19 protein-coding genes are annotated in these 25,628 nt (G+C 45.3%); 16 read left to right on the top strand and 3 right to left on the bottom strand.

Annotated features, from left to right (window positions below; all coding sequences use genetic code 11):
• The first annotated feature begins 79 nt into the window (after window positions 1–79).
• The 8 genes from spoIID (at window position 80) to B4U37_RS20265 (ending at window position 11,567) form a co-directional block, all read left to right on the top strand.
• Window positions 80–1,108 (top strand): stage II sporulation protein D, encoded by a 1,029-nt coding sequence (gene spoIID / locus B4U37_RS20300; RefSeq protein ID WP_088019717.1) that lies wholly within the window; start codon window positions 80–82, stop codon window positions 1,106–1,108.
• Between the two features lie 322 nt (window positions 1,109–1,430).
• The gene (gene spoIIQ, locus B4U37_RS20295) at window positions 1,431–2,225 is read left to right on the top strand and encodes a stage II sporulation protein SpoIIQ (RefSeq protein ID WP_245840019.1); all 795 of its coding nucleotides are present in this window, start codon (window positions 1,431–1,433) and stop codon (window positions 2,223–2,225) included.
• 513 nt (window positions 2,226–2,738) lie between these two features.
• A complete protein-coding gene (locus B4U37_RS20290) occupies window positions 2,739–7,100 on the top strand; it encodes a phosphodiester glycosidase family protein (RefSeq protein ID WP_088019715.1) in 4,362 nt (1,453 codons plus the stop codon).
• Between the two features lie 195 nt (window positions 7,101–7,295).
• Complete coding sequence (locus B4U37_RS20285) at window positions 7,296–7,892, top strand: transposase (RefSeq protein WP_088019714.1); 597 nt, start codon at window positions 7,296–7,298, stop codon at window positions 7,890–7,892.
• Window positions 7,893–7,949: 57 nt separating this feature from the next.
• Complete coding sequence (locus tag B4U37_RS20280; protein WP_088019713.1) at window positions 7,950–9,566, top strand: gamma-glutamyltransferase family protein; 1,617 nt, start codon at window positions 7,950–7,952, stop codon at window positions 9,564–9,566.
• Window positions 9,567–9,728: 162 nt separating this feature from the next.
• Window positions 9,729–10,292 carry a chromate transporter gene (locus tag B4U37_RS20275; protein ID WP_088019712.1) on the top strand — a complete coding sequence of 188 codons (564 nt, stop codon included), beginning with the start codon at window positions 9,729–9,731 and terminating at the stop codon, window positions 10,290–10,292.
• A complete protein-coding gene (locus B4U37_RS20270; protein WP_029326646.1) occupies window positions 10,292–10,819 on the top strand; it encodes a chromate transporter in 528 nt (175 codons plus the stop codon). Before B4U37_RS20275 ends, B4U37_RS20270 begins: the two co-directional genes overlap by 1 nt.
• Before the next feature lie 94 nt (window positions 10,820–10,913).
• Window positions 10,914–11,567 carry a pyroglutamyl-peptidase I gene (locus B4U37_RS20265; protein ID WP_088019710.1) on the top strand — a complete coding sequence of 218 codons (654 nt, stop codon included), beginning with the start codon at window positions 10,914–10,916 and terminating at the stop codon, window positions 11,565–11,567.
• Window positions 11,568–11,624: 57 nt separating this feature from the next.
• Here B4U37_RS20265 and B4U37_RS20260 read toward each other — a convergent pair whose 3' ends face one another.
• Window positions 11,625–14,231 carry a calcium-translocating P-type ATPase, PMCA-type gene (locus B4U37_RS20260; RefSeq protein ID WP_088019709.1) on the bottom strand — a complete coding sequence of 869 codons (2,607 nt, stop codon included), beginning with the start codon at window positions 14,229–14,231 and terminating at the stop codon, window positions 11,625–11,627.
• Between the two features lie 184 nt (window positions 14,232–14,415).
• Between B4U37_RS20260 and B4U37_RS20255 the strand changes: the two genes are divergently transcribed.
• The 6 genes from B4U37_RS20255 (at window position 14,416) to B4U37_RS20225 (ending at window position 21,731) form a co-directional block, all read left to right on the top strand.
• Window positions 14,416–14,922, top strand: coding sequence for a hypothetical protein (locus tag B4U37_RS20255; protein WP_088019708.1), 507 nt, complete (start codon window positions 14,416–14,418; stop codon window positions 14,920–14,922).
• 721 nt (window positions 14,923–15,643) lie between these two features.
• A complete protein-coding gene (locus tag B4U37_RS20245; RefSeq protein ID WP_088019706.1) occupies window positions 15,644–15,946 on the top strand; it encodes a DUF4212 domain-containing protein in 303 nt (100 codons plus the stop codon).
• Between the two features lie 171 nt (window positions 15,947–16,117).
• Window positions 16,118–17,770, top strand: a complete 1,653-nt coding sequence (locus tag B4U37_RS20240) for a sodium:solute symporter family protein (RefSeq protein ID WP_088019705.1) — start codon at window positions 16,118–16,120, stop codon at window positions 17,768–17,770.
• A 69-nt stretch (window positions 17,771–17,839) separates the two neighbouring features.
• Window positions 17,840–19,798 carry a DUF294 nucleotidyltransferase-like domain-containing protein gene (locus B4U37_RS20235; protein ID WP_088019704.1) on the top strand — a complete coding sequence of 653 codons (1,959 nt, stop codon included), beginning with the start codon at window positions 17,840–17,842 and terminating at the stop codon, window positions 19,796–19,798.
• Between the two features lie 42 nt (window positions 19,799–19,840).
• Entirely contained in the window at window positions 19,841–20,491 is a 651-nt protein-coding gene (locus B4U37_RS20230) for a 3'-5' exonuclease (protein WP_088019703.1), read from the top strand.
• A 142-nt stretch (window positions 20,492–20,633) separates the two neighbouring features.
• Window positions 20,634–21,731 carry an acyltransferase family protein gene (locus B4U37_RS20225; RefSeq protein WP_088019702.1) on the top strand — a complete coding sequence of 366 codons (1,098 nt, stop codon included), beginning with the start codon at window positions 20,634–20,636 and terminating at the stop codon, window positions 21,729–21,731.
• Between the two features lie 372 nt (window positions 21,732–22,103).
• On the opposite strand, the gene B4U37_RS20220 is transcribed toward B4U37_RS20225, so the two are convergent.
• A complete protein-coding gene (locus tag B4U37_RS20220; RefSeq protein WP_157663862.1) occupies window positions 22,104–22,466 on the bottom strand; it encodes a BsuPI-related putative proteinase inhibitor in 363 nt (120 codons plus the stop codon).
• A gap of 76 nt (window positions 22,467–22,542) precedes the next feature.
• On the bottom strand, window positions 22,543–23,484 hold the full coding sequence (locus tag B4U37_RS20215) for a DUF4309 domain-containing protein (RefSeq protein ID WP_088019700.1): 942 nt from the start codon (window positions 23,482–23,484) through the stop codon (window positions 22,543–22,545).
• Between the two features lie 323 nt (window positions 23,485–23,807).
• On the opposite strand from B4U37_RS20215, the gene spoIIID reads away from it, so the two are divergent.
• Together spoIIID and mreB are read left to right on the top strand one after the other, a co-directional pair.
• Complete coding sequence (spoIIID, locus tag B4U37_RS20210; protein WP_010200304.1) at window positions 23,808–24,071, top strand: sporulation transcriptional regulator SpoIIID; 264 nt, start codon at window positions 23,808–23,810, stop codon at window positions 24,069–24,071.
• Between the two features lie 406 nt (window positions 24,072–24,477).
• Window positions 24,478–25,479 (top strand): rod shape-determining protein, encoded by a 1,002-nt coding sequence (mreB, locus tag B4U37_RS20205; RefSeq protein WP_010200303.1) that lies wholly within the window; start codon window positions 24,478–24,480, stop codon window positions 25,477–25,479.
• Window positions 25,480–25,628: the final 149 nt, after the last annotated feature.

Here is a 25,628-nt window from a genome sequence, read left to right as displayed (position 1 = left end):
AAGAATGAAGAGTAAAGGTATCCAACCATTAATCATCAACAAACAACTACTACTTTATTGTTATCGGAGGCTCGGCGCTATGAGAAACTTGAAACCAATCATCGTACTCACTTCTATTCTATTTGTCATGGTATTAATGGTACCAACGTTATTAGTCATGCCGTTTGTCGATAAGGAAAGCGGCCAATTAGCAGAGGAACTCCAACCGAATCAGCAAATCCAAAACCAAGTGGAACCAATCGATTCTCCGATTGATGTAGCGGTTTATCGTCACAAGCAAGAGATGATCGAAAAGATTCCTCTAGAAGACTACATTGTTGGCGTGGTCGCTTCAGAGATGCCGGCCGACTTTGAACTAGAGGCGCTGAAGGCACAGGCACTAGCAGCACGGACGTATATTTTAAGGCAACTGATGGCAGAAGAAAAGCTTGGCACACCAGAAGGCGCGGATGTCACAGACACCGAACAGCACCAGGTGTATAAAAGCCCAGAAGAACTGAAAGCAGCTTGGGCAGCGGAAGACTTTAATTGGAAGATGGAAAAAATAAAACAGGCGGTCGCGGAAACAGCGGGATCCGTCCTTACCTATAATAATGCACCGATTGATGCAAGCTATTTTTCTACCAGTAACGGATATACCGAAAACTCAGAGGAATATTGGCCAAACGAAATCCCTTATTTGCGAAGTGTAGAAAGCCCATGGGATATAGATTCTGAAAAATACTTAAGTCAAGTTTCTTTACCAGTACAAGACTTTCAATCCAAGCTCGGAGTGACATTGGGAAGTGACGGGTCGGTTGGTAAAATCATCTCACGTACAACGGGTAACCGTGTGGAGGCGGTAGATATTAATGGGAAGAAACTGAGCGGCAGAGAAGTGCGTGACATCCTAAAGCTGCGCTCCAGCGACTTTACCTGGGAGCGTAAAGGAGACAACATCGTCATCACCACCAAAGGCTTTGGACACGGAGTAGGAATGAGCCAATACGGAGCCAATGGAATGGCCCTAGAAGGCAAAAACTACACCCAAATCATCTCCCACTACTACAAAGACGTCCAAATCGCCAGCGCCGACCAATACCTCAACAAAGTCACAGCAAAAAGATAGAGTGTGAGAGGTAGGAGGACTATAAAAATTGAAAAAAATAACCTTTGGGGGTCAGACCCCCAAAGGATTTTCGCTCTTCGTGTCGAATAAAAGTTCAACCGTCAGACCCCGGCTCCTGCCGGGGTCTGACCCCTTTTCAAACTTTTTTTCGAAATCCATGCATAATTCCCCCTCCATTGAAGGAAAATAAGCATTTCAAAAAAATTTTCACCGTGGATGTATATTATTCTGTGAATCTGTTCAGAATGATTGCTGAGGTGATGATACAATGAGAGAGGAAGAAAAGAAACGGACTTCTCAAAATTCAAATTGGCAACGCTTAATGAAAAAGCGTTGGGTGTTCCCAGCAATCTATCTTGGGTGCGCGGCAATCATTTTGACAGCGGTTTTAGTATCCCAAACAGGTAATGAAACAGAAAGTAACCCAGGAAACACAGATGGGCAAGGAACTAGCATTTCTTATGGTGATCAAGATTCCATGGAAGTAAACAGCCCGGTAGAAAACTTTGTAATGCCGGTAACAGATGTTAACTCTTCTGTTATCCACAGACCTTTCTGGGATGCAAATGCATCTAAGGAAGACCAAGAAGCAGCTTTCATTGAGTACAATGGCATTTACCAACCAAACACAGGTATCGACATTGCAATGAAAGACGGCGAAACATTCGAAGTAGTCGCTTCTTTAAGTGGAACTGTAACGCATGTTGAAAATGATCCATTACTAGGAAACGTCGTAGAAATTGAGCATTTGGATGGTGTAAAAACAATCTATCAATCACTGACAGACGTACAAGTCAAAGTCAACGATTTTGTAGATCAAGGTGAAACAATCGCCAAAGCACACACAAACCAACTGAACAAAGACGCAGTACACGTTCATTTTGAAATCCGCAAGGACAATGTAGCAGTGAATCCGAGCAGCTTTTTTAACAAACCAGTCACTTCCCTACTAGAGGAAGAAGGACAAGCTTCTGAAGAAGGAAGCGAGCCAGCTGGTGAACAAGAAAAAGAAGAAACTCCAGCAGAGGGCGAAGACAAGCCTGAAGACGGAGAAGACAAAGACGGCGACGAAGGATCTCCTGACGAAGAAGAAGAATCCGTTAGCTATCTAACATAATCTAAAGTCTTGTTAATAAAATTAATGCTAGAACGATAAACTCTATTGAGCCAAAGAGCAGCTTACAAACGGGAAACATAACTCCGGAAAGCTGCTCTTTTTCTATGCGAATTTTTATCTCCTTCCACCCAAACCAGGAATAAAACCAAGCCCACCTGGGTATACTAACAATACCGATACACAAACAACACAACAGCGCAAAAACAAGAGAATGTCAAAACCGCCAAACGCAGGTACCGTTTGGCGGTATTTTTTTGCCCTGAAAAATGAATGCAAAAAAATTTAAAAAAGGGGTCAGACCCCAGCAGGAATTTCCCCCTCCACCTAGACGTCTAACATGAGGGACGTTGGTAGTGGTGGGATGAGTCGTTAGGTTCATTTTTCCTCGGTTTACATTTTTTTAATGGTTTTTACATAATTTTTTAATTTTCGCCATGTAGAGTTTGTTTGAAGGCGTTTTTTAGCTAGAAAGCGAGAAACGCGTCAAAATTTCTACATGGGGGGAAACAAAAAGTGAGGAAAAACAGAAGAAGGCCTTTATTTGTATTTTTCGCATGGATTCTAGCACTTCAGGCTTTACTTGCGCCGGTTGGCACATTCCAAACAGCAGCTCCAATTTTTGCAGCGGAGCAGAAAGAAACCAGTCAACAGGATATCATCTCAAAGGAGATCTCACTTGGACAAATAATCGAGCAGGAAGTCCAACAGCTTTCCACCGGTGTCACTCAGGAAAAGATGACGATTCTTAGTGACAGAGGTCGACAGGAGGCATTCATCATGGATATCCACCTGCAAGACCCGTCTACACGTATTCAGAGTGGACTGGCAAATGGAAATGTTGCAGGCATGACCACTGTCCGTGAGCAGGCAATGGCAGCCACGGAAAATGGAAATCAAGTGATTGGAGCAATTAATGGGGACTTTTTTAACACCTCCACCGGAGTACCAATAGGAAATGTGATAAACAACGGAGAAATTCTGAAATCCGCTAAGCGAGAAACATTTGGAATTACTGAGGATGGACAAGCGTTAATAGGTTACCCTAATCCAAGCTTTACCTTACAGGTTGGGGATGTAGAACAACCTATCCACCACTTAAACGATGTACGCCAGACAAACCAGCTGGCACTTTATTCACCAGAAGCTAAGGAAACACGAACAAATGAATTTGGCACCGAGGTGGTGCTCACTCAGATAGAAGGAAATGTCCATCAAGCTGGAACTGCAACGGCTACCGTGGAAAAATTAATTGAAAATGTTGGCAACGAAAAGATAGAAAAGGACAAGCTTGTTCTTTCAGGTCACGGCACCATGGCGGATTTCCTAAATGACTTGCAACCAGGGCAGAAAATCACGATAACCACCACAATTTCAGAAGAATGGCAGTCAGTAAAAGAGGCAATTGGTGGGCAATACGTGTTGGTAAAAGATGGCCAAAAGACAGACCTTGTAAGCAATGCCTTTACAACAGCGACAGCACCGAGGACCGCTGTGGGGATTAAAGAAGACGGATCTGTATTTTTTGTTGTCTTGGACGGTAGACAACCAGGCTATGCGGAAGGAATTACGGTTTTTGAATTGCAAGATATGATGTATGAACTTGGAGCGGTAGAAGCACTTAACTTTGATGGCGGTGGTTCGTCCACTTTTGTGGCAAGACAACAGGGAGAGGAAGAATTATCTGTTGTTAATGTCCCTTCGGATGGGTTTGAACGAGGCGTTGCAAATAGTTTACTAGTTGTATCCTCAACAGAAACCGGCCCCCTAGATCAACTTGCCATTAATCCAAGCTCGCTTTTAATGCTAGCCGGCTCTAAGTTCCTTTTTAACGCAAAAGGGATGGACGCTTCTTATAATCCGGTCCCATTAGAAGAAAAGATGGAATGGAAGATTTCGGAAAACAGTTTAGGATCCATCAATGAAGAAGGAGTCTTCATGGCAGGGGATACAGCTGCTACAGGACAAGTAATCGGTACAGCCTCTACCAGTCAGGCTACAGGGGAAGCGGAAGTAACCGTGGTCCACACGTTATCAAGCCTCACTTTTAAACAAAAGGCATTGACTGTTAAAAAAGGAGATACTGCCAAGCTTGAGGTAAATGCGTTATCTGGCGGTCGTCACGTCCACCATGATCCTGCGAATCTATCATGGGAAATTGAAGGAAACATCGGGCATATTGATGATCAGGGAGTATTCCATGCATCGGAGGAATCTGCCCAAGGGAAAATCACGGTAAGCTATAAAAATGTATCAGACACGATGGACGTTCAAGTAGGCAAACTGCCAACAATCTTGGAAACATTCGAGGATGGCATCGACCATTGGACATTCAGCGGAGCGCGCTATAACTCTATCTCTATTAATCAGACAACTTATCCAGAACCAGCTCGTTTCGGTAATCATGCCCTTGAGCTGAATTACGATTTTACCGGCACCATCGGAACATCCGGAGCCTATGCGCATGCTAGAACGCCAATCGAGCTGGAAGACTACCCGGAAGCGATCGGAATGTGGGTGTATGGCGATGGAAAAGGACACTGGTTGAGAGCACAATTAAGGGACGGCAACAACAGCCCCATCGCACTCGACTTTGCCAGAAATATGGACTGGACAGGTTGGAAATACGTGGAAGCAGCAGTTCCTTCAGGCAGAGCCCTCCCTTTGAAAATGGATCTGCCAGTGCGCCTCATGGAAACAGACAATAATAATAAAAACGCGGGTACCATCTATGTGGACAATATTCGGGCAGTGTATGGGGAAACGAACGATGATTTAGAGAATCCAATTATCTCAGAATTTACCCCTGTACCTGACAGTATGATAGATTCTACCAATTACTCCATCAGCGCTAGCCTCACAGATGAGCAAACAGGCATCAACCCCGAGCGCGTATGGATGCACGTTGACGGAGTAGAAGTGGACGCAAGTTACAAGGAAGAAACAGGCGAAATTCTATTTTCACCGGACAAACCATTATTAGATGGAACACATCAAGTGAAAATAACGGCACAAGACAATTTTGGCAACGAAACGACGGAAATATGGCAATACGAGCAACATGCAGGGCAGCCAGGAGTTACTCTTGACTATGAAGACAATGCTTTAATTGGAAAAGATCACCCAATTACCATTCAGGCAACAAAAACAGAAGAAATCAGCGGTATGAGCCTTAAACTATCCGCAAACATTCCTGTAAAAGAAATCGTGCTGGATCCATCCATCACAGAAGACCAGATTGTAAAAAAAGAAATAAATGAAAATGGAGAAATTTTAATAGAATTAAAAGATCTAACAACTTCCGTCACGGAAATTGGAAAAATTACGTTCTCCATTCCAACAAATGCAAATGGAAACTTAGAGGTGAACTATCACGAAGGGTCAGTGACATTAAAAGGAGAAGAGGCTGCGACGCCGCTATTTCTCCCTACTGTAAAGCAGGCGCTCAAAGCTGCTCTTACAATTTCTGTCGACCGCGCTTCTGTAGGCTTCCCGGCTGTCATCCAAGTCAAAGACCAAGATGGCCAACCCGTCGGAGGAGCAGATGTAATAGCATGGGACTCCGAAATGAATGCAGAAGTATCACTTGGTAAGACAAACAACGAAGGTAAATTGAAAACAGAAGATCTCACAACAGCAGCAGGTATTCGTCACATTCAAGCCGAAAAAGAGACTCAATACAGCTTTGTAAAAGAAGTGAATGTGTTAAATCATTTAGGCGGCACGATCCCTAAAAAAGTAAACGTCACGTTCAACGGCAACAAAAACCAACGCAACGTGAACTGGACTACATCACCACTGGTCACAGAGTCCGTTCTGGAAATGGTGGAGTACTCTAAGTTTGGAAAGAACGGATGGGAAGGAAGCAAGCCTAGAACAATTAAAGGCGAAAGCAATCCCCATCCAATGAACGAAGGCGAACTGCAGGTTCACTCCGTTACAGCGAAAGGCCTGAAGCCAGGTACCTTATATGCGTACCGAGTCGGTGATGGGACAGAAGAAGGTTGGAGTGAAACAGCAACCATTTCCTTACCTGCACCTGGAAAACGTTCTGAGGATTTCAATTTCATTCTCATGGGTGACATCCAGGCAGCACCAAACCAGTCAGAAACAGGGTTCGGCCCATTCACAGACGTTTATAAAAAAGCAAAAGCCGACTTCCCTGACGCAAGCTTCATGATGCAGGTAGGGGACTTGATAGATGACGGGAACCTATACAACCATTGGTCCGAATTCTTTAAATCTATGGAAGACCCGTCTCTATCTGCTTCCACACCAATCGTGACAGCAGTTGGGAATCATGAAAATATCGGAAACGGCGTAGATACATTCAAACAATTCTTCCGCATGCCGCAAAATGGACCAGAAGAATTTAAAGGAACTGTCTACTCCTTCGATTACGGTGACGCACACATCGCGGTCCTGAATACAGAAACGGATAAAGATGGATTAATCAAACAAACAGAATGGTTGAAAGAAGACATGGAAGACACCGATAAGAAATGGAAAATCGTCATGTACCACCGCTCTCCATACTTCTCGAATCCACAAGGCGGAAGCGGAAACGTACAGGAAGTCTTCCCGAAAGCATTTGATGAAATCGGAGTAGACCTTGCAATATCCGGACATGACCATGCATACGTAAGAACACAACCGATGAAAAATGGAGAAGCACAAGACGACGGCACCACCTACGTCATCGCAGGATCTGCAGGCGGCAAATTCTACGCAGCCGTCCCGCAACCTTACATGGACGTAATATTTGAAGAAAAAACCCAAGTTTACTCCAACATCTCCGTCACCAAAAACGGCATCACCATCACAGCCAAAACCAGAGACGGACGTACCATCGACCAGCATACGATAGAAAAGAAATAAAAATGAAAAAATGAAAAAAAGATAAAAAAAAACACCTTTAGGGGTCAGACCCCTAAAGGTGTTTTGCATTTCTTGTCGAATACTATATAAGTTGGCCCATTGCGTGCCATTCGCCCACACCATGACCTCCGCGTTTTACACACACAAACAAAGCCAACAATCCAAATCCCACCCCCGAAAGGAGCACCATCCGCCATGCCCAGAAACCCAAGAATGTGGTTCCCCGGAGCCATGTACCACGTCACCACACGAGGAAACCGCCGCAGCATCATCTTCTTTGAACCTAAAGACTATCACACCTACAAGCGCATCCTCCTCGAAATCAAACACAAATACCCGTTCAAACTGCACGCCTACTGCCTTATGACCAACCACACACACCTGCTCATCGAAACCGAAAACACCAACATCAGTCTCATCATGCAAAAAATCAACACCAAATACGCCCAATACATCAACCGCAAATACAAACTCACCGGCCACCTCCTAGAAGGAAGATTCAAATCCAGCATCATCCAAGACATCGATTACCAGATTGACGTCAGCAAATACATCCACCAGAACCCTGTCGCCGCCCAAATGGTCCACAACCCGGAGGACTACCCATTCAGCAGCTACAAGCAATACTTCTACAACAACCAACACGACCCGCTCGTCACCACTAAAGACATCCTTAAATACTTTTCCACCACCCACCACGAAGGCTCCTACCCACAATACGTCAACACCCCAAACACCCGAATCCATTTCACCCCCAACAACAAAGCAAAATTTCTTATTTTGAAAAAATAAAGAAAATTACGTATAATAGAAATTAATTCGCATAACGAAATAATAGGGGGAACACAAATGACACTCAAACTCGACTATCTGAACAACCCATATCCATCCAACCGTAACACTGTATTCGCTCAAAACGGCATGGTTGCCACATCACAGCCATTAGCTGCACAAGCGGGACTCAATATCCTGAAAAAAGGAGGAAACGCCATCGACGCAGCCATCGCCACCGCAGCATGCCTGACCGTCGTGGAACCAACCTCCAATGGAATCGGCGGCGACGCATTCGCCCTCGTCTGGACAAAAGGAGAGCTTCACGGCCTAAACGCAAGCGGCCCAGCACCACAATCCATCTCGATCGAAGCGGTTAAAGAAAGAGGCCACGACACGATGCCGAAAATGGGCCTCATCCCAGTAACCGTTCCCGGCGCACCTTCCGCCTGGGCAGAGCTATCGAAGAAATTTGGCAAACTACCACTCTCAGAAGTGCTGCAACCTGCCATCGACTACGCGGAAAAAGGCTACCCAATCTCGCCGACACTCGGCAAGTACTGGAAAGGCGCCTACAATGCCTATAAAAAACTCTGCACAACCGAAGAATTCACGCACTGGTTTGAAACATTCGCACCAGACGGACGTGCGCCTGAAATCGGAGAAATCTGGTCTTCAAAAGGCCACGCTGACACCTTAAGACAAATCGGCGAAACAAACGGAGAAGCTTTCTACCGCGGCGAGTTAGCCCACAAGATCGCTGACTTCTCCAAGCAGCACAATGGCTTCCTTACATACGAAGACCTAGCAGCCTACCAACCGGAATGGGTGCAGCCCATCAAGGTCAACTACCGAGGCTATGACGTCTGGGAGATCCCGCCGAACGGCCAAGGAATCGTCGCCCTTATGGCACTCAATATGCTAAAAGAGGACACCTTCACTGAACGCGACAGTCTCGAAACCTATCACAAACAAATTGAAGCAATGAAACTTGCATTTGCTGACGCCAAGAAATACGTTTCAGATACAACGACCATGAACCACACAGCAGAAGATTTGCTGTCCGATTCCTTTGCAAAAGAAAGAAGGGGCCTCATCACCGACACAGCCCTAACGCCAGAACCGGGAACCCCGCCAAAAGGAGGAACCGTCTATTTGGCAACTGCCGATGGGGAAGGGAATATGGTATCCTTTATCCAGAGCAACTACATGGGCTTCGGATCAGGCGTCGTCGTCCCAGGAACCGGAATCGGCCTGCAAAACAGAGGACATGATTTCTCCCTTGACCCAGAACACGAAAACGCCCTGGCACCAGGGAAGAAAACATACCACACCATCATCCCTGGCTTCCTGACAAAAAATAACGAAGCAGTCGGACCGTTCGGCGTCATGGGAGGCTACATGCAGCCACAAGGACACATGCAAGTCGTCATGAACACCGTCGACTTCCACCTCAACCCGCAGGCTGCCCTGGACGCACCTAGATGGCAGTGGATGGAAGGCAAAACCGTTCACGTCGAGCACCACTTCCCGCAACACTTGGCCCAAGCACTCCAACGCAAAGGCCACAACATCCAAATCACACTCGACGGAGGCAGCTTCGGCCGCGGCCAAATCATCTGGCGCGACCCAAAAACCGGCACCCTCACAGGAGGAACCGAACCAAGAACCGACGGCTCCATCGCAGCGTGGTAGAGGGATAAAGAGGTAAAGAGATAAACAATTAAAGAGGGGTCTGACCCGCTCTCCGTTAAAGCAATAAAGAACTAAAGAGGGGTCTGACCCTCACTCCACTAAAGCACCAAAGCAACGTAGAGTCAGTCAGCCCCTCCTCACAAAGGAGGAAACCACCACACCATGAAGCAATGGGACTTATTTATCGCATTCTTCCGTGTTGGGATGCTCGGATACGGCGGAGGTCCGTCCAGCATTCCACTTGTACATAAAGAGGTAGTAGGCAAGTACAAATGGCTCTCAGATGATGATTTCTCTGACATCCTCGCACTTGCCAACACACTGCCCGGACCCATCAACACCAAAATGGCCGGTTACATCGGATATCGCGTCGGCGGCTACACAGGCATGATGAACGCCGTCCTAGCCTCCACCATCCCGACCATCATACTCATGATCGTCTTGCTCACCACGCTTACTAGCTTCAAAGACCAAGCATGGGTGCAGGGCATGACCAAAGCAGTTCTCCCTGTAGTCGGAGTCTTACTTGCCGTCCTGACATGGGACTTTCTTTCAAAATCACAAAAAGGACTAGGTTGGCCGATCGCCATCTTCCTGATCCTAGCTAGTTTCCTATTCATCGAGATTCTCGGCATCCATCCAGGAATCGTCATTGCACTATTACTTGCAGCGGCAGTCCTGAAAAAAGACAAACCAAAACCTGAAAAAGGAGGGACCCAATCATGATCATATATTGGGAGATCTTCCTCGCCTTTTTTATACCGGGCATCCTAGGGTACGGCGGAGGCCCCGCATCCATTCCGCTGGTGGAAAACGAAGTCGTCCACCGCTACGGCTGGCTGTCGGTCTCTGAATTCAGTGAAGTACTTGCACTTGGAAACGCATTGCCAGGACCGATTGCAACCAAAATGGCAGGCTATATCGGCTACGAACAAGCAGGAATCCTAGGCGCAGCAGTCGGCGTATTCGCAACCGTTGCACCATCACTCATCCTGATGATCGCGCTCATGAGCCTCCTGTACAAATTCCGAGACTCACCTAAAGTAAAAAGAATGTCCAACTACGTGCGACCAACCATCGCACTCCTGCTTGGTGTCATGGCCTTTCGATTCTTCGCCGAATCCTACGAAGCAAGCGGCACCATCCAAACAGTGTTTCTAATTATCGCAAGCTACCTACTTCTTGAAAAATGGAAAGTGCACCCCGCATACGTCATTGTGGGAGCATTAACTTACGGAGCAATATTACTTTGAATAAGCAGGTGGGACGGTTCACTAGCTCCTTCGAACACTGATCGAGGCGCCAAACCCGTCCTTCCCCTTCCAAAATATAAGGAGGTCTTCCATTATGACCAAAACCCTACTTTTAACAGGTTTTGAACCGTTTTTAAATTTTAAAATCAATCCCACAGAGGAGATTGTCAGGGAGCTGGACCAACAGATAATTGGTCAATACCAAGTCATAAGCCGGGTGCTGCCTGTTGATTTCATCGAATCGGAAAAGTTGTTATTGGAGTATATGGAAGAGTTACAACCAGATGCCGTGGTTTCCCTCGGGCTTGCAGCGGGTCGGGCGCACATTACACCAGAGCGAATTGCAATCAATTGTAAGGATGCTGGTGGTGCGCCTGATAATAATGGCGTCGTGCTTCAGGATGCACCAATCAACCCAGATGGACCCGACGGCTACTTTTCCACCTTGCCGATCCGCGCGATGGTAAACCATTTAATTGAAAATAACTTTCCTGCAAAAATATCCAATACAGCAGGAACCTACCTATGTAATAACGTCATGTACGCGACCCTGCACAAGCTAGCGCAACAGGGGGCAGGTGGAAAGGCTAACCCTACTGATACCGATGAACCGAGCACAGCCCATATCCCGGCAGGCTTCATTCACATTCCAGCCTCACACCAGCTCGCGACCCAGCTCAACAACACACCAAGCTGGTCCCAGACTGACCTGACTGCAGCCATCAAACTGACAATTGAAACGATGTAAGTGAAGGGACGAATCATCTAAAAAAACCTGTACTCCATATGGAATACAGGTCCTTTTTCAATCCTTCACAAATATCAACTTATACACTTGAATCAGCAACAGCGGCATAAGTGCCAGACCATAGACATAGCCGAACTGCGCAGAAGTTAGTGTGGCAACTTCAAATATCCCCTTTAAAGGATCAACCAGCAGAACAAGCTGCAAGAGCGCGATGCCTATTAAGACTGCCCCTATCAAGTAGAGGTTTGAAAACAATCCAACTTTGAATATCGACTGTCTGGAACGTGCGTTGAAGCCATGAAATAGACGGGCAAGACATAGTGTGGAAAAAGCCATGGTACTCGCTGTCAAAGGGTCATCCATGGTTAGTCCGATATGAAAAGCAATCAGGGTAGCCACGGCAATTAGGAATCCTTCACTAAGGAGCCGGGCTGCAAACACTTTATTGAGAAGCGGGGTTTCCACATCCCGCGGTTTTTCATCCATCACTTTTTTATTATGAGGTTCAAGTCCAATTGCAATCGCCGGCATGCTATCTGTCAGCAAATTGATGAACAGCAGATGCACTGGCGCAAATGGAACAGGCAATCCTCCTATAGCAGCATAAAGAACAGATAGAATTCCTGCGGTGTTACCGGCAAGCAGGAACCTAATGGAATTTTTGATGTTGGCATAGATGCTTCTTCCATTGGCAATCGCCTTGACGATGGTGGAAAAGTTATCATCTGTCAAGACCATTGACGATGCATCCTTGGCCACTTCCGTTCCTGTGATTCCCATGGCGATTCCAATGTTCGCCTGTTTCAATGCAGGACCATCGTTGACTCCGTCGCCGGTCATTGCAACGATATTCCCTTTTTCCTGCCAGGCTCGGACAATTCGTATTTTATGCTCTGGAGATACTCGTGCATAGACGGAAATGTCCTCCACCATGCCTTTTAAGTCCTCGTCATTTATCTTTTCAAGTTCAAATCCTTCCACCGCTTTATCGCCATCTCTGAAAATCCCGATCTCCTTTGCTATCGCAGAAGCGGTTATTTTATGGTCTCCTGTGATCATCACCGGTTTGATGCCTGCTGAAATGCATTGTTCGACCGCTTCCTTAGACTCGGCACGGGGAGGATCCATCATGGCAGTCAATCCGACAAATATTAAGTCATGTTCATCCTTTGTCGAGATATTCTCATAATTCTCCACCTCTTTATAAGCAAAGGCCAGCACACGCAGTCCGCTTTCCGAAAAGGAATGATTCACTTCCTCGATTTTCTTCCTGTCCTCTTCTGAAAAATTGGATATGCCATCTGAAGTTTCTATTTTTACCACCCTATCCATTAAAACATCAACGGCACCCTTAGTAATCAGTACCTGTTTGGAATCTAGGGTATGGACAGTACTCATCAGCTTCCTGTCAGAATCAAATGGGACTTCCTTCAGTCTAGGGTAGGATCTTCTTGTTTCCATTTCGTCCAATTCATAAATTTCTTCCCCAAAATCCACCAAGGCAATCTCGGTGGGATCTCCAATCTCTTTATCCTTGGTGGTCTCTGCATCGTTACACAAAAGCTGCATAAGAAGGAATTTTTCATGCAGCTTCTTGTCCAGCCTCAATTTGTCATGCTCATGGATTTCTGAATCCAGAAACACTTTCTGCACGGTCATTTTATTTTGTGTCAGGGTACCGGTCTTATCTGAGCAAATGACTGAGATGCTTCCGAGGCTTTCTACTGCATGAAGCTTTCGAATGATGGCATTTTCCTTTGCCATCTTTTGTGTGCCAAACGCAAGCACGATTGTCACGATGGAGCTTAAAGCTTCCGGTATGGCCGCGACTGCCAAGGCAACGGCAAACATGAAGGAGTCAATCAGTGTCCGTCCCCGAATGATATCAATCACAAAAATGAGAACAGCAATGATAATAATAGCCACGGCAAGCTTCTTTCCGAAATTATCAAGATTCATCTGAAGCGGCGTTTTCTTTTCTTTAGCACTTTCCATCAAGTTAGCGATTTTACCAATTTCCGTTTTCTGTCCGATTTCTGTAACCACAATTACTGCTCTTCCATATGTAACAAAGCTCCCGGAGAAAACCATATTCGTCTTATCGCCAATGGAAACATCGTCCTCATTAATCGGATCAAGGGTCTTAAGTACACTGATGGATTCACCGGTCAAGGAGCTTTCATTTACCTGAAGGCTGTGGGTTTCGATGATTCTGCCATCCGCACTTATGTAATCTCCTGCATCAAGGTAGAGTATATCTCCCACCACGACTTCCTTGGATGGTATTTCAATTTTATCTCCATTTCTTAAAACTTTGGCAGTGGGCGAGGACAGGCTTTTCAGGCTCTTTAGCGATTGCTCCGCCTTTACATGCTGAACGGTTCCAAGAATGGCATTGATGATAACCACCACTACGATTACGATGGTGCTTTCAAATTTTCCTAAAAAGGCAGATAATAAAGCTGCTACGATAAGAATAATGACAAGAAAATCCTTAAACTGTTCCATAAAGACCTGAAAAGTGCTTTTTCGCTGTTCTTCTCCAAGTTCATTAAAACCATACTGCTCCTGTCTTTTTTTCACTTCCGAATCAGTAAGGCCATCCTTTGTAACCTCAATAGACTTCATCACTTCTTCAAAGGGTAACTTATAGAATTTATCCATATATAGCTCCTTTCTTTTACAGATTTATACTGTCTATACCCGAACTTTATTCACTACATACTATTCCTAAAAAAAATACTGCTATACACATATGAAAATGGTGGAAAACCTCTAAGTGCTAAAAACCGTCCATCCCGAATACCATACTAAAGTGTCAAAAACCAACACCCATGGAGGACCCACCATGACAAAACCAACCATGAAAAAACTCCTGTGCTTCCTGGCAATCCTATCCCTTTTAGCACTCTCAGCCTGCAGCCCCGACCCCGTCCAAGAGGACCTGATGACCTACGTAAACGATGACCTGATGAGCATCTTTGAACTCGAAGCAGAAGCAGTTGACTCCTACTCCAGCGTCTCCGGCAACAACTACACCGACGACTGGACCATGTATGAAACAATGGAAACCGTCACCATCCCAGCCTACACCGAATTTATTGAAAAACTAGAAAGCATCCGACCAGAAACGAAAGAAGTTCGCGCAGTCCACGAAATCTACATCGACGCCAGCAACACCCAATTCCGCGCCATGAAAATGATCCTGATCGCACTCGAACTCCAAAGCTACGACAAAATCCTAGAAGCCAACGAACTCCTCGACGAGGGACGCACCAAACTCCGTCAATTCCAAGACGAACTAGAAGAACTAATGGAAGAACACGAAGTCGAATGGGAAGAGGAAATCCTTTAAAAAACCACCAAAAAAAGGTCTGGAGCGCCCGATATACGGAAGCGCTCCAAACCATATCGCCTGGCGATACACTCAATCCCCGCTTGATTGAAAAGAAAAAATCTTTCAACAAGAACAAGAAATCCACATAACCAGAAGAATCTATCTAACTAAATCGAAAGACTAATAAAATTAACATTTTCCTCCAGCAATACACCTCTTTAAAACTAAAAACCCATTGTACTAATACACACCGAAAACAATACCTCGAAAATTGTAGATTTCTATTCCAAAACAAACAGTTGACTAGCAACCGCCCTTATATCATAATCTAATTATTAGAATTATTATAAAATTCTGTCTTAATACAGAATAAAACACATAACAAAGGGGAGGGATATTCGACAACAAAAACTAAAGCGCTTACAAAAAAGGAGACAAGCACATCATGCTATTATTCTATCTATTCCTAATTATCACCGTCACCAGCATCTTTCTGGCAATCAAAAAACAAAAACCAGTCCTACTATCAGTCCCAATAGCAACCCTAATCACCTACGCCGTCGTGGAAATCGCCCTAGTACCGGCACCCTTCCTCGACACCATCAAATTCATCTTCAGCCTAAAATAACTAGACTAGCGTACATTAAAAAATTTTAACCCAAAAGGGGTCAGACCCCCGCAGGAATTTCGTCACTCACGTCGAAACCCCACACCCCAAAAAACAAAAGGAGGCTAACCCTTGAGAAAAATCGAAAAGTCTGTTGCTGATGCTTATTTTAGAGAGAAGAACAAGTTTATCTTAATCTACTTAGCTATCTGGCTTGGTGTTTCGTTTGGCATCGTCCTGTTTGCCGAGTCCTTGCAATTTACCATTTTCGGAGGTTTCCCATTCCACTACTTCATGGGAGCGCAAGGTTCTGTCATCACCTTCATCATCCTATTATTCGTCAACGCCAAAGTCAGCGACAAAATTGACGCCAAGTACGGCATCGACGAAAAGGCCAACGAAGTTCTAAGCGCAGGCAAAACACTAGATCACTAATCTGACAGACCAATCAATACCAACTCACACATAGAAGCCCACATAAACCAAAACAATTCTATACCCGAAAGTCTCATATCCAAGAATCTCACACCACAGGAATATCACAAAAAACACACACTCAAGCACTTATAAAAAGAACTCATACTAAACCCAAAGGGGGCCCACAGTTTGGATAATCAGTTTATCGTCTCACTCACACTAATCCTGATCACATTCGGTCTATATATCGGAATTGCCATCTACAACAAAGCACGCCAAACCTCCGACTTCTATGTAGCAGGCCGCGGCGTTCCACCAATTTTCAACGGAATGGCCATCGGGGCAGATTGGATGAGTGCAGCGTCATTCATTGGGATGGCCGGAACCATCATGCTACTTGGCTACGACGGACTTGCATACATAATGGGTTGGACAGGCGGTTACCTGCTCCTGACCTTCCTGCTTGCACCACAACTCAGAAAATACGGCCGCTACACAGTACCAGAATTCATCGGAGACCGTTTTAACAGCCACACAGCACGTGTCATCGCGGCAATCTGTACCATCATCATCAGTTTCACCTACTCCATCGGACAGCTTTCCGGCTCCGGAGTCGTAATCGGCCGCTTACTAGAAGTGGACGCAAGAGTCGGCACCATGATTGGGGTCGTCCTGATCGCATTCTATGCCGCATTCGGTGGAATGAAGGGAATCACTTGGACACAAGTAGCACAGTACATCATCCTGATCATCGCATACTTGGTTCCCGTTATTTTCATGTCCCTGCAACTAACCAACAATCCATTGCCATGGCTATCCTACGGTAACATTGTCAGCCAGCTTGGGGAACTAGACAGAGAACTCGGCGTTTCCGAATATTTCGCGCCATTCACCAACGGCACCAAATGGCAGTTCCTAGCCCTCATGTTCACTCTGATGGCCGGAACAGCAGGTCTTCCGCACGTTATCGTACGCTTCTACACCGTTTCTACCATGAAAGCTGCTCGCTGGTCAGGCGCCTGGGCACTACTTTTCATCGGCCTATTATACCTGTCAGCACCGGCATATGCAGCCTTCTCACGCTTCATCCTAATGAAACAAGTAGCAGGAAGCCCGATCGACCAGCTTCCGGCATGGACACAATCATGGGTCAATACAGGGAAACTGCAAGTTGCTGACACAAACGGTGACGGAACCCTCCAATGGAGCGAGCTTATCATCGCAAATGATATCGTCGTTATGGCCACGCCGGAAATCGCCAACCTTGGCGTGTTCGTTATTGGACTCGTAGCGGCAGGCGCTATGGCCGCTGCACTATCGACAGCAGGCGGACTGATGATCGCCATCTCGTCCTCATTCGCGCATGACATCTACTACCGTGTCATGAGACCAAATGCAACCGATAAAAACCGCCTCATGGTCGGCCGAGTTACCATCGTAACCGCAACCGTTCTGGCCGGTCTTGTAGCGCTTAATCCACCAGGAGCCATCACGCAGATCGTTGCATGGGCATTCGCGCTCGCATCCGGTACCTTCTTCCCGGCACTTCTTCTTGGAGTATGGTGGAAACGTGCCAACGCACCAGGTGTCATCGCTGGAATGCTCGTAGGACTTGCCGTCACGCTGTCCTATATATTCGCGGCAAAATACGGCGGCTTCACCATCCTAGGAATCATCGATACAGGTGCAGGGGTCTTTGGAGCAGCATCAGCGATCATCACGATCATCGTCGTATCGCTTAGAACAAAAGCACCATCACAAAAACTTCAAGACGAAGTAGTCGACCTTCGCTATCCAGAACAAATGTCGTATAAAGATGGAAACGTCTGGATCGACAAATAAACCAAATAGCAGGGAGGAGCAGCGTCCAACCACGTTGCTCCTCTTTCCTGCAACAAAGGAGCTGCAAACATGAAGCACATCCTAACAAAAAACCTCACACAAACGGAAGCCACCAACCTTCTAAACCAATGCCACACCCATCACTACAATCAAGACGAAATAATCCTTCATGCCACAGACAACCGTGAAGGCATCTTTCTTGTGCTCTCCGGAATGGCCGAAGTCTATATCCCATCCGAAAAATCACGTGAAGAAGTGCTCGAAATCATCAAGCCGAACGAACTGATCGGCCTGTCCAACATCCATCACTTTCTTGCTACCCACTTCCCGCAAAACCAACAAACAGACCCGAAAACACCCTTGTACCCAGACCAGGTCTCCAAGCACCAACCTCAACTATCACTCATTCAAGTCCGAGCCATCGACGACCTAGAAGCACTCTACATCCCCTATACCGCGCTAAAAGAAAGATGGTTAGAGCCTGACGTTCGCGACTACATTCTCGACCAGATTAGTTCCAGACTGCACGACGTCTACCATTCCCTTGCCGAACAAATCAACATGAATTCCTCCATCGATCCAACAAGCGATCCCACCATTCTAAGGGTCCAAGACATCATGCTACCGAAAACGACAGTCATTCAAGCCAAACCAACCGACACCATCCAATCCGTCGCAGAAAATCTGTCCCAACATACCAAGAAAACCGCCGCCGTCATTCTAAACAACAATAAAATCCAAGGCATCGTCACAATGCACGACTTCGTCATTCGCGTCATCACTAGAGGCATAAACACCCAAAACCAAGTCCAAACCATCATGACAGAAAAACCAATCACCGTCCCAAGAACCGCCTATTACTATGAAGCGCTCACAACCATGCTTCTAAACGGCATCAAACACCTGCCAATCATCACCGAAAACAACCAGCTAGCAGGACTCGTCACCATGACAGACCTGCTCCAAGCCAAGCAACCAACCGGTATTCTTCAAAACACAGAAAAACTTAAAAACATCACCAAAGAAGACCTTGCCCAAGTCAAAAAAGAACTCTACGCAACCCTCAACACCATGCTCCAACAACAAGTCCCAATCCTTCACACCTTAGAAGTCATGAACACCTTATACGACCAGCTAATTCACCGGTGTATCGAGCTTTCCATAAAAGATATGCCAACCGAACCACCAGCGAAATTCTGTTTCTACCTCATGGGCAGCGGGGCCAGAAAAGAACAATTCCTCCTCACTGACCAGGACCATTTCCTTGTCTACGAGGGCAATCGAGATACGAACGAGCAACACAATGATCATATCGACCATATCGCCACCCGATACTTCGCAGATCTAGCAGAAAAAATCGTCGCAAACCTAGAACTTGCCGGTTACAAACGGTGCAAAGGCGATATGATGGCATCCAATTCAATCTGGCGCGGCACACTCCAACAATGGGAGTCCCGCATCCATGAATGGACCCTAAAGGCCACCAATGACCGCTTGCTCTTAGCCCAAAACTTTTTCTCATATCGCCACATCTTCGGCGACGAAAACCTACACCAACAGTTCCAACAAACCATAACGAACTCCCTAGACCGAGCCAAAATATTCCTATACCGCTTATCCCAGCTCGAAAGGGAAAATCCAATCCCAACATTGGAACAACCACTCAGATCCATCTTCCGCCGCAACAAAAAACAACTAGATCTGAAAAAAGAAGTTCTGTTCCCTTACCATCACAGCCTGCAGATACTCGCACTCATGCACGGCATCACATATGGAACGCCAATCGAAAAACTAGACCAGCTGTACGAAAAAAAGATCCTCTCAGAAAACTTTCAAAAGGATCTCAAAGCATCAATCAGTACCATCCTAAACTATTACGTCCGCAACAGATACAAGCAACATCAAAACGGAGAAGAGCTCACATCAACCTTAACACTGACAACACTCTCCACCCGCGAAAAGGAAGAGCTAATGCTGAGCATAAGACTAATTAAAGAACTCCAAAACCACATGCTTTCCTACTATTAAATGAGGAGCTATAACAAACGCAAAAGGAGGTAAGTACAAAATATGTTCTCATTCGCAAAAAAGCATTATTTCCCGAGCAATTTAGCAGAAAACATCCCACTTTCCACACCTGTCGACAAGCTGGAATTCACCGTATTCGATACCGAAACAACAGGTTTCAACGTTGCCAGGGATGACAGACTAATAGAACTTGGCGCCGTGAAAATAGAGAACCTCCAAGTCATCGACGACAGCGCCTACCAAACATATATCAACCCAAATCGACAAATTCCTCGGGAAATTACCGAGCTAACTGGCATCACACAAGAACAAACAGACACAGCACCACAAGCCCTTAAAGCCATCACCAAACTGACCAGCATGGCCAACAATACATCTGTCTGCTATGTCGGCCACTATGTCGCATTTGATATGCAGGCGATACAAGCAGAACTAAAACGCAACAATCTGAAATGGAAAAACCCTAAAGCCATTGATACACTGGACCTTATCGGCTATATCGCGCCTAGCTACGACATGCGTGATCTGGAGAAGTACGCCAGAGATTTTGGCACGAGAATTTACCAGCGCCATTCTGCCCTCGGGGATGCACTCACTACTGCCTATCTATTCACTGAATTGCTCCAACTAAGCCAAGATAGAGGTTTAAAAACATGGGGCGACTTACTGAAAATTAAAGGAAGCCAAAATTAAGTTTAATGTCTCCCTATTTTAAAGAAATTTAACCTCACACAAAAATCAAATTAATTCCCAAGCTCCCATCAACATGCTATAATGTTCTCTATAAAGAACAAAAGAGGTTCGCAACCTGAACTTAAAAGGAGCCACAAATCCCATGCCAAAGGCAAAAACCCAACAACTCCACCTTATCCAGCTACTTCGCGCAGTCGCCATCCTTTTCGTCATGTTAGGTCATCTCAACGGACTTCTTTACAAAAGATATGCCCAGGACTGGTTCGGCATGGGCGAATGGGGGAGAACAGGCGGGGTGGACATGTTTTTTGTCATTAGTGGGTTCATGATTGCTTATTTATACAAGCACAAAATAGGGGAGTCCGGACAAGCTGGCATCTTTCTCCAAAAACGCATTACACGGATAATCCCGTATTATTGGCTCACAACCTTTGGAGTACTTTCCGTTCTGCTCATCTTTCCATACTTTGGCGAACAACTCAGTATTTCATATGTGATTAAATCCATGTTTCTCCTATCAGATGATCCGATACTGACAGTCGCATGGTCCTTGACTCACATTTTTTTCTTCTATTTTATGTTCACCTTGCTATTGTTCAGGCCAACTATAGGCAGGCTGGCCATCGCAATTTATCTTACAGTTATCATCACGAGTTACTTCATCGACTTCTTTCCAGAAAATATGCTGGCTGCCACCCTGCTGAATGTCAGCAATCTGACCATATGGCTCGGTGCGTTCGTGGCATTTTTCCTATCAACTTCACGCGTCAAAGTAAACAGCCTAATAGGAGGAGCCCTGACCGTCATAGGAATCGCGGGGTTCCTGTTTCTCTGGACCAACAACACCATTCGGTTCCTAAATATAGAACAAGGAACTATTCGTCCACTTCTATACGGCATCAGCTCATGCTTTCTTGTGGCCGGCTTAGCATCCATTGACCTCTACCAAAAAACTAGAGTCAATAAACTACTCGACTATATCGGAAAAGCATCATTCTCAATTTTCTTAACACACAGCTTGTTTCTCATGCTATTTATCATCCTTTTAATTGAAAACGTAAAAATACAAGAGGTCATCGGTTGGGACCTCACCATGATAGTAATCCTTCTGCTGACCACGATTGGCGGGCTACTGGCTTACCAATTTGTTGAGAAACCATTAAACAAACGATTGAACTCCCTGTTGAACCGCAATAAAATGCACCATCATCTAGCAGTACCAGCAAAAAAAATCTCATGAAATAAAAAAAGGGGGACGTTCCAAAAAGGACCGCCCCCTAATCCATAAACCTATCTATATCGACAATTCCTTCCCCTTCATATACCGCAAACCAACCCCAACAGCAACACCCGAAACAACTACCATCACACCTACCTCCACCAATGAGAAAAGCACGGGGATTCCAAACAAATCTACCGTCTTAAATAAGTCAAAAAGTCTAATACCGGCGCGTCAGCACTTTCATCGCCGCCTCACTGCCCCGGATGATCTCCTCGACCAACTCAAATTCCTCCGCCAGCCCTTATCACCTCACCTATTAAGACGAAACAGTTTCAAAAAAGACTTAAACAAAATAAAAAACCCGTCCTCATAGAACGGGTCCCACAAAACTCAGATATCAAATTCCAACCGGTCCCTAACTCCCGGCCAATCGGAATCCGCCAGCCACACCATCACCTTATGATGGCCAGACTGCAAATTCTTCAACGGGATATCAAAACTCAATTCTTGCCCGGCCCCCACCATAATCTCCTCATAAATCATCGTGAACATTTTGCCTTCTGAAAACTGTTCAACCCGAGCACCATCTCGATACAAGATATAATCATATCGCTGCCCGCTACGGAAGGTAACTTTCTCACTGGACCCACCCGTATTTTCTACGACAAAATGCAACATGACCGAATCCGGGCCACTTTCTGAATAGGTCAACTTGGCTTCTAAACTCATCAACAACACTCCAATCCTATACAAATACTTATATAAAATATTCGACAGAATGAATGCTATACCTTTAATGATGATTTATTTATAGATTAAAAGATTGAACTCAAAGGTTACCGAGGGAAACACTTAACAGTTGTTTCGTTTCCGCATCCATACGGAAGACCAGTTTGTAAGTGTCATCAATAGAGTAGTAGAGGATGTAAAAGCCATCAAACTCGCTGATTTCTTCGGATTCTGGCTCACCCATAATGCTTTTAATTTCATCAGGTGTCAGTGGATCTGTATTACTGGCAACTAAAGCTAAAACAGGTCCGCTTTCGGAAATCGCATCAATTCCATAAGTGAGTGAATCGTGCATTCTCATACTTGCTCCAGCGTTCATATAAACTTTGTTTGCTTCACCGACCTCCTGAACAATTGTTCCGTAGTCGGTCCCCAATGCATAAGTGTTCTGGCTGAGTTTCCCTTGCTTAACCAGTTCAGAAAAGTCTGTTCCAATCGTTAATTTTTCAGTAATCACAAAGTTTGATTCAAAGCTAATGGCAGCACCATGCCATGCTGAGCAACCAGAAGTTTGTTCGGTTTCAATGCGGTTTCCTTCTCTATGTAATTGCAGTATACAACCGTACTCATCTTCAGCAGAACGCGCAACATTTCCATCCTTAATTGCATATACTTCCTCCAAGGAAGCAACATGTGTCGTGGATACATTGATATTAAAATAAAAACCTTCATCTGTTTCATCATAAATAGACAATTGTCCATATACGCCTGCTGGAGCATCTATCGCCCATTTCCCAGCCCATTCCATTGAAGGATTCGCAAGTTCAGTATCAACAGATTCCTCTTCAACCGGTTCTGCATCCGCATCAGTTTTCTTTTCTTCCACGGCATCTTCCTGGTCCGTAACCTCTCCTGCCTCAACTGATTCTGTATCAGTTACCGTTTGGTTATCTAACTTACCAGCCTCTTTTTCTACTTCAACAGCGCCGCACGCACTCATTAACAGCACGAGTACCAATAGCGACAACGTAATATGTTTCAAAGTATAACCCCTTAAAAATTTACAACAGAGGAAATTATATCATTTATTGCTTTATGGCGTGTTATTTTCAAAAAAATCAAACAAAAGCCTTGTCCCTCTTGACATTGTTGGCATAAACAACCAACCAAGCTAATAAACTGATACAAACCAAACATACAAAGAGAGTGTTTGAGGTGAGGGATCGTAGATTGTCTCGAAGAATTACACCAGCCATCCTACTTATGTTTCATATACAACTATAAAAATATGCACTTCGTTACATCGAAATAAGCGGGTCTCATTTCACACTTCTCAACATCCACAATTTAGGGAGGGCGAGTGGTGTGCACGATTACATCAAAGAGAGAACTATCAAGATTGGAAAGTATATCGTGGAGACAAAGAAGACAGTTCGCGTGATAGCGAAAGAATTTGGCGTTTCCAAAAGTACTGTCCACAAGGACTTGACCGAACGACTGCCAGAGATCAACCCAGACTTAGCAAACGAAGTCAAAACAATCCTTGATTACCATAAATCCATCAGGCATTTACGGGGCGGCGAAGCAACCAAGATGAAGTACAAGAAGGAAGAGGAAGCCGTAAAATAAACAGGAGATACCAGGGCGAAGGAGATGCTCTGGTATTTTTGGTTTTTGTAAAAATAATGGATGGAAACGGTTTTGGCATCAACTAGGGCCCTTTTGGCACGAACTCGTCGTGTTTTCGCACGAACTCGGTGCATATCCGCACGAACTTCCCCCATTTCGGCACGAACTTTTAAAATTTCGTATTTCTGAAAGCTCTAATTGATCCTCAAGCAAATTCTTTCGACAAAATACTCAAAAAAATGACACCAAACTACTGTTAAATTCACCCTTTATTTAGTAAAATGTGATAGAATATACAATTAGGACTAAAGATAGTGTTCAAAATTAGCAATGGCAACTAAACAATCAAAGAACATTCAGATAAAAGTCACAAATAAAGCAATGACGCAAGGAGGAAAACAGAAAGATGTTTGCAAGAGATATCGGAATTGACCTGGGTACGGCGAACGTACTCATCCACGTAAAAGGAAAAGGGATCGTACTGAACGAGCCTTCTGTAGTAGCACTTGACACGAACACAGGCAAAGTATTGGCAGTAGGAGAAGAAGCCCGTAAGATGGTAGGTCGTACACCTGGAAACATCGTCGCAATGCGTCCGCTAAAAGACGGTGTTATCGCAGACTTCGAAGTAACAGAAGCAATGCTCAAACACTTCATCAAAAAACTAAACGTAAAAGGCTTCCTTTCTAAACCGCGCATCCTGATTTGCTGCCCGACAAACATCACGTCTGTTGAGCAAAAAGCAATCAGAGAAGCGGCAGAAAAGAGCGGCGGCAAGAAAATTTACTTAGAAGAAGAGCCAAAAGTAGCAGCAATCGGAGCGGGCATGGACATCTTCCAACCTAGTGGTAACATGGTAGTCGACATCGGTGGCGGAACAACAGACGTTGCAGTCCTTTCCATGGGCGACATCGTAACTGCTTCTTCCATTAAAATGGCCGGGGACAAGTTCGACGCAGAAATCCTTCAACACATCAAAAAGAAATACAAGCTTCTAATCGGTGAGCGCACAGCGGAAAACATCAAGATTGAAATTGCAACCGTATTCCCAGGCGGCCGCAACGAATCCATCGACATTCGCGGACGCGACATGGTAAGCGGACTTCCGCAAACGATTACTGTCACATCCACTGAAATCGAAGAAGCACTACGCGAATCCGTCCAAGTAATCGTTCAAGCGGCAAAAAGCGTCCTAGAACGCACACCACCTGAACTATCCGCAGACATTATCGACCGCGGCGTCATCCTGACAGGCGGAGGAGCACTCCTGCACGGAATGGACCAACTACTAGCAGAAGAACTAAAAGTCCCAGTACTAGTAGCAGAACAACCAATGGACTGCGTAGCAATCGGAACAGGCATCATGCTCGACCACATCGACCGCCTGCCATCCAAAAGCTTCGCCTAATTACAAAACAAACACACCAAAGGAGCACCCACCAGGGCAGCTCCTTTTCTCTATACAATAATAAATAATATAAGAAGAAACTAAAGGGTCTGTCCCCCTCAAAACATTTCCTCCTCCATTAAATCCTCCTTGCGGGGGACTGACCCTTT

This window comes from Sutcliffiella horikoshii (assembly GCF_002157855.1).
GTDB lineage: Bacteria > Bacillota > Bacilli > Bacillales > Bacillaceae_I > Sutcliffiella_A > Sutcliffiella_A horikoshii_C.
The sequence above is the reverse complement of the archived record's forward strand: the minus strand, read 5'-3'. Positions and strand labels throughout refer to the sequence as shown.